The organism is Methylorubrum zatmanii (assembly GCF_014845115.1).
Classification (GTDB): Bacteria; Pseudomonadota; Alphaproteobacteria; order Rhizobiales; family Beijerinckiaceae; genus Methylobacterium; species Methylobacterium zatmanii.
Window position 1 is genome coordinate 1 of the sequence record NZ_NKUI01000147.1, and the last position, 7,537, is coordinate 7,537.

The 7,537-nt window shown below is 68.2% G+C and carries 9 protein-coding genes, 1 pseudogene and 1 riboswitch; of the genes and pseudogenes, 5 read left to right on the forward strand and 5 right to left on the reverse strand.

From position 1 onward, the window contains the following. Positions 1-59: 59 nt before the first annotated feature. A pseudogene (locus MZTS_RS17605) lies at positions 60-263 on the forward strand (hypothetical protein); the annotation flags it as partial. Between the two features lie 146 nt (positions 264-409). Then, the gene (locus MZTS_RS17610) at positions 410-550 is read left to right on the forward strand and encodes a hypothetical protein (RefSeq protein ID WP_192284814.1); all 141 of its coding nucleotides are present in this window, start codon (positions 410-412) and stop codon (positions 548-550) included. A gap of 152 nt (positions 551-702) precedes the next feature. Here the strand turns inward: MZTS_RS17610 and MZTS_RS17615 are convergent, their stop codons facing one another. After that, positions 703-942, reverse strand: a complete 240-nt coding sequence (locus MZTS_RS17615; protein WP_009861253.1) for a hypothetical protein — start codon at positions 940-942, stop codon at positions 703-705. Between the two features lie 164 nt (positions 943-1,106). Between MZTS_RS17615 and MZTS_RS17620 the strand changes: the two genes are divergently transcribed. Beyond that, a complete protein-coding gene (locus MZTS_RS17620; protein WP_192284815.1) occupies positions 1,107-1,481 on the forward strand; it encodes a flagellar biosynthesis regulator FlaF in 375 nt (124 codons plus the stop codon). Between the two features lie 286 nt (positions 1,482-1,767). Here the strand turns inward: MZTS_RS17620 and MZTS_RS17625 are convergent, their stop codons facing one another. Continuing rightward, on the reverse strand, positions 1,768-2,115 hold the full coding sequence (locus MZTS_RS17625) for a flagellar protein FlaG (RefSeq protein ID WP_192284816.1): 348 nt from the start codon (positions 2,113-2,115) through the stop codon (positions 1,768-1,770). Between the two features lie 270 nt (positions 2,116-2,385). Then, on the reverse strand, positions 2,386-4,278 hold the full coding sequence (gene thiC / locus MZTS_RS17630; protein WP_192284817.1) for a phosphomethylpyrimidine synthase ThiC: 1,893 nt from the start codon (positions 4,276-4,278) through the stop codon (positions 2,386-2,388). A gap of 73 nt (positions 4,279-4,351) precedes the next feature. Then, positions 4,352-4,457, reverse strand: a riboswitch (TPP riboswitch). A gap of 258 nt (positions 4,458-4,715) precedes the next feature. Between thiC and MZTS_RS17635 the strand changes: the two genes are divergently transcribed. Continuing rightward, positions 4,716-4,976 carry a hypothetical protein gene (locus tag MZTS_RS17635; RefSeq protein ID WP_192284818.1) on the forward strand — a complete coding sequence of 87 codons (261 nt, stop codon included), beginning with the start codon at positions 4,716-4,718 and terminating at the stop codon, positions 4,974-4,976. Between the two features lie 33 nt (positions 4,977-5,009). On the opposite strand, the gene trhA is transcribed toward MZTS_RS17635, so the two are convergent. Together trhA and MZTS_RS17645 are read right to left on the reverse strand one after the other, a co-directional pair. Next, positions 5,010-5,690, reverse strand: a complete 681-nt coding sequence (gene trhA / locus MZTS_RS17640) for a PAQR family membrane homeostasis protein TrhA (protein ID WP_192284819.1) — start codon at positions 5,688-5,690, stop codon at positions 5,010-5,012. A gap of 272 nt (positions 5,691-5,962) precedes the next feature. After that, positions 5,963-7,111: a COX15/CtaA family protein gene (locus MZTS_RS17645; RefSeq protein WP_192284820.1), complete on the reverse strand. Its 1,149-nt coding sequence runs from the start codon at positions 7,109-7,111 to the stop codon at positions 5,963-5,965. Positions 7,112-7,293: 182 nt separating this feature from the next. On the opposite strand from MZTS_RS17645, the gene MZTS_RS17650 reads away from it, so the two are divergent. Further along, positions 7,294-7,500: a DUF2842 domain-containing protein gene (locus MZTS_RS17650; protein ID WP_009863569.1), complete on the forward strand. Its 207-nt coding sequence runs from the start codon at positions 7,294-7,296 to the stop codon at positions 7,498-7,500. Positions 7,501-7,537 lie beyond the last annotated feature (37 nt).

The window sequence follows — 7,537 nt, forward strand, 5'->3', positions numbered from 1 at the left end:
GATAGCGCAGGGCGCTGGCCTCCTGAATCTTGCGGCGGGCATCGAGGCAGCCCGGTGCGGCCAGCGCCCTGCGCTATCAGGCGCGCCAGGAGGCCCGGCTCGGCAACCATGACCGGGTCTGCGATACGCTGGACGAGATCGGCGACCGCTACCACGAGGCACAGGATGCCTTCGAGGATTGCGGAGCCGACATCGTGGCAATCGACCTGCGCAGCGAGCTGCGGGAGTTGCGCGTCGCCAAGCGTGTGAACCGCTGCGACTGACGGGCGCCTAGCGCTCCTTCCTCGACGATGCCGTCACGGCCGGCCGGGTCCCGTCAGGGGTCCGGGTGCGGTCCCGCACCGCCAAGCGTCGCCGTAAGGCGCACGTTCACCTTAACGATATCGATCCCTTCGCCCGAGGCTTCGCCATGATCGTCACCGAGACCCCTGCCCGTCCGCTGGCTTCCGAGATGCGGACCGGCCCCTCCTTCGCCGCGGCCCTGTGCGGTTTCCTCGGCTGCACCGTCGCGACGACGATGGTGATGCTGCTCCTCGGCAGCAGCGTCTGAGACGGAATCCGCTTGATCGGAGCGGGGTGCGTCTCGGCAAGCCCGCGCGGCGTTCGAGTGAAGCCCCAATCTCCCATCCCGAAGGGATCGACCGGATTGGCTACGAGGACAGGTCCCGCTGCGGTGCGGCAGGGACTTGCCGGGACGCCGTATCAGGGCGCGATCGACCACAGGCGGCTGCGGGAGAACAGCATCTCCGGCTTGCCGACCGACGCCGCGACCGGCGCCGCCGGGCAGCGCGGCGTCTCGATGCGAGGGGGCGGCGCGATGGCGGCCTGCGCGGGTGGCACCAGGCCGAGCCGCAGTTGAACTGCCGGATGCCGGGCGGCGGTGATGGTGGCGACGCCGGCGATGATGCAGCCCGCGATGAGGCCGAGAAAGAAGTTCGTCATGTGAATCGGGTTCCGGACCCGGTGCGGCGCAAACTGACCACGGCGAAGCACTCCTCCCCTTTCGGGGCGCCAATGCGGCGGAGGTTTCGCATACCGGCTTTTAACAAAGCGCATGCCACGGTCCCGCGCTGTGAGTCGCAGACGGTGCGGAAAGGACGCGGACGATGCACTATGGGGCCAATGCCTACGCGAAGGTGGCACGCGTGGCGCTCTCCCCTCGGGAGGCCGAGGCTGCCGTTCTGCTCAAGGCCGCCGGCCGCTTGCAGTCCCTCGGCGCCGAGGTGACCACGGGGCCCGCTCTCAACGAGGCTCTGGTCTTCAATCAGCGCGTCTGGACGATCCTGGCCTCAGCCGCGACCGAACCGAACAGCCCGCTGCCGATCGAGGTGCGCAACGGCATGGCGCAGCTCTCGGCCTACGTCTTCCGCACGATCCTCGAAACGATGATCGAGCCCACCCCGCAGAAGATCGAATCGCTGGTGACGCTCAACAACCACATCGCCGCCGGCCTTCAGGGCGATCCCGGACCGGGCGCTTAGAGCCGATCCCGGCCGCGTTGCGATCGGCTCTAAGTCTTTGTTTCGACGCGCTCTCTTGCACCGAACCGGCGTCCACTTCGGCGGAGAGCGCTCTAGGACTGGTGGAGAGACGTGAAGAGGCGGATCTCGGCCAAAAGCCGCGTGCGGGTGGCCGAGACGGAGCCCGCTTCGGTCAAGTGAATGCCGGATCAGGCGCGCTTCGGCGGCGAGACCTGTCCGGGCAATGCTGCGACCTGGGCAGCCACGCAAGGAAGCAGGACAGGCCGAAGCCGTCGGGCGATCCTGCTCAAGCGGTCTTGGCGATTCGCTCGCCCGTCGAGACGGAGGCTTCCCGCGCATAGGCCCGGGCCTTGAGGATGATCTCGTCGGGGATCTGCATCACCACCTCCCCGGTCTGGGAATCGGTGACGCGGAAGACGAGGCTCTGGCTGTCCGCGTCGCGGACATAGGCGCGCCGCTCCGCATCCGGCAGCTTCGTCTCCGCCGCCTCGGGTTTGACGTCGAGGGACACGGCGGGGTCGAGCGTCCGGGAGGTCTGCGCCTCGTTCCGCGCCCCGTCCGAGAGGGGGCGCAGGGGCATGATCGGCGACGTGGAGACGGGCGAGATCGAGGCCGCAGGCCTGATCGGATCCATGGCTGCATTCCTCCGGACATTCGGCGCGGGGACCGGTCCCTAGAAGATTGCCCGCGTCGCTACCGAACTCTTAACGCTCCGGCCTTGTCCCCCGGGAATGGCGGTGAGCCTGACCGGTCCGTGAAGATTGTCTGAAGATTTTGAGCGAAAGATCTGCGCAAAAAGGCCCGCCGCACCGGCCTGAGGTGGTGCGGCGGGCCGAAACGGACGGGCTGGCGGCTCCCGATCCGCCGGAGCGGCCGGCGGAGCGGCCGGGAGTCGTGTGAGGCCTTACTCGGCGGCGTCGACGTAGAGCTTGCCGCCCTCCTCCAGGAATTCCTGCGACTTCGCCGCCATGCCGGCCCGGCGCTCCTCCTCGGAGAGGGGTTTGGCCTCGCCGAGCACCACGCCGGCCTCCTCCATGGCGAGCACGTCGGCGCGCAGATCCTGCGTGATCTTCATCGAACAGAATTTCGGCCCGCACATCGAGCAGAAATGCGCCACCTTGTGCGCGTCCTTGGGCAGGGTCTCGTCGTGGAACGAGCGCGCCGTGTCCGGGTCGAGGGAGAGGTTGAACTGATCCTCCCAGCGGAAGTCGAACCGGGCGCGAGAGAGCGCGTCGTCGCGCAGCTGCGCGGCGGGGTGGCCCTTGGCGAGGTCGGCGGCGTGGGCGGCGATCTTGTAGGTGATGACGCCGGTCTTCACGTCGTCGCGGTTGGGGAGCCCCAGATGCTCCTTCGGCGTGACGTAGCAGAGCATGGCGCAGCCGAACCAGCCGATCATCGCCGCGCCGATGCCGGAGGTGATGTGGTCGTAGCCGGGGGCGATGTCGGTGGTGAGCGGGCCGAGGGTGTAGAACGGCGCCTCGCCGCATTCGCGCAGCTGCTTCTCCATGTTGACCTTGATCTTGTGCATCGGCACGTGGCCGGGGCCCTCGATCATCACTTGGCAACCCTTGTCCCAGGCGATCTGGGTGAGCTCGCCGAGGGTCTCCAGTTCGGCGAACTGGGCCGCGTCGTTGGCATCGGCGATGGAGCCGGGGCGCAGGCCATCGCCCAGGGAGAACGACACGTCGTAGGCCCGCATGATGTCGCAGATCTCGTCGAACCGCTCGTAGAGGAACGATTCGCGGTGCCCGGCGAGGCACCAGCGGGCCATGATCGAGCCGCCGCGGGAGACGATGCCGGTGGTGCGCCGGGCGGTGAGGGGCACGTGGGCGAGGCGCACGCCGGCATGGATCGTGAAGTAGTCGATGCCCTGCTCGGCCTGCTCGATCAGGGTATCCTTGAACACCTCCCAATCGAGCTTGAGCGGATCGCCGCCGACCTTCTCCAGCGCCTGGTAGATCGGCACGGTGCCGATCGGCACGGGGGAGTTGCGCACGATCCACGAGCGGATGTTGTGGATGTTGCGGCCGGTGGAGAGATCCATGACGGTGTCCGCGCCCCAGCGGATCGACCAGACCAGTTTTTCGACTTCCTCAGCGGCGGAAGACGTCACGGCGGAATTGCCGATATTGGCGTTGATCTTCACCAGGAAGTTGCGGCCGATCGCCATCGGCTCGAGTTCGAGATGGTTGATGTTGGCCGGGATGATGGCGCGGCCCCGGGCCACCTCCTCGCGCACGAAGTCCGGCGTGATGAAGGGCGGGATCGCGGCCCCGAAGTTCTGGCCGTCGGCGAGCGCGGCCTCCGCGCTCTTCAGCATCTCGGCGCGGCAGGCGTTCTCGCGGTGGGCGACGTAGATCATCTCCTCGGTGACGATGCCGGCCCTGGCGAACTCGTACTGCGTCACCATCTGGCCCGGTTCGGCCCGCCGGATCGTGCGCTCAGCCGGGCACGGGGCGACGAGCTTGTCGGCGGAGGCGAAGCCGTTATCCTCCGGCTTCACTTCGCGGGGCTTCACCGCCGCGTAGCCGCGCCGGGCGATCCAGGGTTCGCGCGCCGTGGGCAGGCCCTTCTCCAGATCGATGCCGGCATCGATCTCGGTATAAGGGCCGGACGGATCGTAGACCCGCACAGGCGCCTCCTTCGGGTCGGAGAGGGCGATCTCGCGGTAGGGCACGCGGATATCGGGGCGGCCGGGAGCCGCGTCATAGACCTTGCGCGAGCCCTGGATCGGCCCGGTGGTGACACTGGCGGGATTGCCGTTGGGGAGATCTTTGGGACGGACGGGTGCGTTCATCGCTGTCGCTCCTGGCGTTGGAGGCGACCCGTGGTCCCGACGATGGTGCGGAAGGCCGTTGCTGCCATGAGCAGCGGCCGCAGGTTCCCGTCCCTCCGCCGGTACGAGCCGGATCAGGTTCAAGGGTCAGGGCGCTTGCCCACTCTCAGCCCCGGCATGGGGCCCCCCTCGGAACAATTCCAACCTCTGCTTCGCCGCCGCCCTTGTCAATGCAGGGCCGAAGATCTGCCGATTCGGAGAAGACCGTTCCCGATTCGAGCGAATCCGGCTATCGAGCCTATGAAGCTTGACCGGTTGCCGCGGATCCGAGCCACTGTTTCGACGAAAAACTCACCAATTGCAGCGGCAATGCTCCTTTGGCGAGCCTCAACGGCGGCTTGGATGTGGATGACGCCCGTTCGACGGGTGGCCACGCATGCCGCTTTTGGCGACACACGATGGCGATGAGCACGATCATCCCTTTCCGCCGGCCCAAACCCGCGACACCGGCTCGCGCCGGCTGCGACGTGGCTGCCGTGGCAAGCGACCTTCTGGACGTGCTGGATCAGCTCGAAGGGCTGGTGGCGCGGGCGGCGCATATGGACCGGCCTCGCGGCGAGGTGGAGCGCAGCGTGCAGCACCTGCTCGACGCGATCAGCGCGGTGGAGCGCGCCTCCGACTGTCTCGGCGAAGGCAACAGCGTGTCCGAGCCGGCCTGACGGTTCGCCTCTGGAAGGAGGGAGGAGCTCGGCTCATGCCCCCGCGTTCAGCACGCTCGCCATGATCGTTCCGTAATGGCAGGCGGTCGCGGCCAGGACGAAGCCGTGCCAGATCGCGTTCTGGAACGGCAGGCTGCGCCAGACATGGAACACCACGCCGACCGAGTAGAGCATGCCGCCGATGGCGAGCAGCCACAGGGCGGAGGGGCTGAGCCCCGAGATCACCGATTCGTAGGCGAGCACGCCGCTCCAGCCCAGCATCAGGTAGAGCACGATCGAGACCCGGTCCCAGCGGCCCGGCATCAGGATCTTGATGGCGATGCCGGCCAAAGCCACCGTCCAGATCAGGGCGAGCAGGCTCCAGGCGACGGGGCCGGACCCCACCAACGCCACCACCGGCGTGTAGGTGCCGGCGATCATCAGGTAGATGAAGGCGTGGTCGAACCGGCGCAGGATCCATTTGCGCGGGCTGACCGGCCACATGTTGTAGGCGGCGGATGCACCGAGCATCGCCACCATCGCGGTGGCGTAAATCAGCAGAGAGGCGCGCTCGATCCAGCCGAGATGGGTCAAGGCCGCCGTGACGACCAAGCAAACCGCCCCGAGGCAGCCGAGAACGACACCGGCGATATGGACCGCACCATCCGCCCGCAGCTCGCTGGGCGTGTAGTTCCAGGTCATCGCGAGCGGGCGTCCGTCCTCTGCCAGAAACATCCTCTGCTCCTGTGTTGGCGAGGTATCTAATTCTAAACAGATGCGGGTCGTTCCATTGCTGAACTACCGATGCGCCCGCCCTCCACTAAAAAATTCGCCGTCGGCAACTGTCCTCCATCTTTTGCGCCGCAAGATAAGCCGTTTTCTATGCTGCGGCGCCGTCCGCTGCCGCTGGCGGGCTCAGGATCGGGATGGATGGCGACGGTTTCGTGACCCGGTCCCCGGGAGCCCGGGAGCAGGTTTCGCGCCACATGACGATGGAAGCGGCGACCTCAGGCCCCGCGTCCCGCCAGCGTCTCCAGCCCGATCGGCACGTCGCCGCCGGCCGGGGCCGATGCGGCCCGCACGCCGAAGCTGAGGCGGGCATGGACCGTCGCCATGACGAGCACCGCCATGGCGAAGACCTGATGCGCGAGCCCCGCCCAGAGCGGCACCTGCAGCAGCAGCGTCGCGATGCCGAGGCCCATCTGTGCCAGGGCGAGGGCGGCGACCCCCTTCGCCCGCCCGGCGGCGCCGCTGCCCGGCAGGCGAAGGGCGGCCTGGATGGCGTGGGCGAGGGCCACCAGCACGACGAGATAGGCGAACAGGCGATGGTTGAGCTGCACCAGGGCGAGGTTGTCGACGAAGTTCTCGATCAGGGGCACCTTGTCGAACAGCAGGCGGGCGGGCGGCACGATCATGCCGTCCATGTCCGGCCACGTGTTGTAGAGCAGCCCCGCCTTGGAGCCGGCCACCAGCCCGCCGAGCCAGATCTGCACCAGCACCAGGGCCGGCAGCAGGCCGGCGACGATCCGCACCGATCCGGGCGCGGGGGCGAGTGCCCGCGCCCGCGTGCCGGCGGCGAGCCAGACGAGGCCGGCGAGGATCAGGCTCGCGGTGGTGAGGTGGAGGGCGAGCTTGAGCGGCGCCACCGCCGTCATGCCCGGCTGGAGGCCCGAGGCGACCATGATCCAGCCGATCGCCCCCTGGAGCCCACCGAGCAGGCCGAGACCGAGGAGCCCGAGCAGCAGCCGGCGCCCGAGCCAGCCGCGCCACCAGAACCACGCGAAGGGCAGGAAGAACACGAGGCCGACGATCCGCCCGAGCAGGCGATGGCCCCATTCCCACCAGTAGAGCGTCTTGAAGTCGTCGAGGGCGATGCCCTGGTTGAGGATCCGGAATTGCGGCGTGTCGCGATACTTGTCGAACTCGGCCGCCCAATCGGCGGCGTTCAGGGGCGGGATCGCGCCGGTGACCGGCCGCCATTCGGTGATCGAGAGCCCCGAACCGGTGAGCCGGGTGGCGCCGCCGACCGCGACCATGGCCACCACGAGCACGGCCAGCAGGTAGAGCCACGCACGCACCGCGCCCCGGCCGGGGCGGCTGGAGGCCGCCGGCACGGCGTCGAAGCGGTCGGCGGGCGGAGCTTTTGAAAGTCTCATGGTCTCGGATGCCAAGTTTGGCGGCTGGGAAAACGGCCGGGTCGGGCTTACGGGATGCGACCGTCGACGCGCAACGCGGCGTATGACGCAGCCGCCCGGCGTTGCGGGGGAGGATGGGGACCGGTACGACCCTTCTCGGCCCGGAACGGGCGCGCCTTCCCGCTACGAGAGAGCCCGGCCCCATGCGCCGCCGCACGCGCACCCTGCTCGGAACCTTCGGTATCCTGGCCTTCGTGATCGTCTATGCGCCGCTGGCCATGGCGCTTGCCGACAGTCGCATTTCGGAAACGCATCCCGCGGTTCAGACGGTGATCTATTCGATCCTCGGCATCGCCTGGATCTTCCCGCTGATGCCCTTGATCCGATGGATGGACCGGCCGGACGATTAGGCCTTCGGACACCATGAGCCCCTTTATGGATGGCCCG

What these genes read in the sequence shown, in the direction of transcription:
- MZTS_RS17610 (WP_192284814.1), top strand. Translation starts at nt 410, where the DNA reads ATGATCGTCACCGAGACCCCTGCCCGTCCGCTGGCTTCCGAGATGCGG.
- MZTS_RS17615 (WP_009861253.1), bottom strand. Translation starts at nt 942, where the DNA reads ATGACGAACTTCTTTCTCGGCCTCATCGCGGGCTGCATCATCGCCGGC.
- MZTS_RS17620 (WP_192284815.1), top strand. Translation starts at nt 1,107, where the DNA reads ATGCACTATGGGGCCAATGCCTACGCGAAGGTGGCACGCGTGGCGCTC.
- MZTS_RS17625 (WP_192284816.1), bottom strand. Translation starts at nt 2,115, where the DNA reads ATGGATCCGATCAGGCCTGCGGCCTCGATCTCGCCCGTCTCCACGTCG.
- thiC (WP_192284817.1), bottom strand. Translation starts at nt 4,278, where the DNA reads ATGAACGCACCCGTCCGTCCCAAAGATCTCCCCAACGGCAATCCCGCC.
- MZTS_RS17635 (WP_192284818.1), top strand. Translation starts at nt 4,716, where the DNA reads ATGGCGATGAGCACGATCATCCCTTTCCGCCGGCCCAAACCCGCGACA.
- trhA (WP_192284819.1), bottom strand. Translation starts at nt 5,690, where the DNA reads ATGTTTCTGGCAGAGGACGGACGCCCGCTCGCGATGACCTGGAACTAC.
- MZTS_RS17645 (WP_192284820.1), bottom strand. Translation starts at nt 7,111, where the DNA reads ATGAGACTTTCAAAAGCTCCGCCCGCCGACCGCTTCGACGCCGTGCCG.
- MZTS_RS17650 (WP_009863569.1), top strand. Translation starts at nt 7,294, where the DNA reads ATGCGCCGCCGCACGCGCACCCTGCTCGGAACCTTCGGTATCCTGGCC.